We start from the raw sequence: 255 nt of genomic DNA on the forward strand, positions 1-255 counted from the left end.
TTATGCAAAACAGGTTTGCTTTCAGAGTTTCCTTCTCAGTTCCCTCGTTCACTTTCCTGCCTTGCCTACTCAGACTTTCTCTCGAAAATCTCTTGTTTTCAGCTTGTTTCCAATTTTTTAAAGAACAATAAGATAATCTAACAAAGTTATCTTTAATTGGCGTCCCCACGGGGATTCGAACCCCGGTTACCGCCGTGAAAGGGCGATGTCCTAGGCCTCTAGACGATGGGGACATCAATTAAAGATACTCTATCT

1 tRNA gene is annotated in these 255 nt (G+C 42.4%); it reads right to left on the reverse strand.

The features are described from left to right. Positions 1–157: 157 nt before the first annotated feature. Positions 158–233 (reverse strand) — tRNA-Glu (locus DV415_RS10130). Positions 234–255: the final 22 nt, after the last annotated feature.

Source organism: Haemophilus haemolyticus (assembly GCF_003490595.1).
Lineage (GTDB): Bacteria > Pseudomonadota > Gammaproteobacteria > Enterobacterales > Pasteurellaceae > Haemophilus > Haemophilus haemolyticus_L.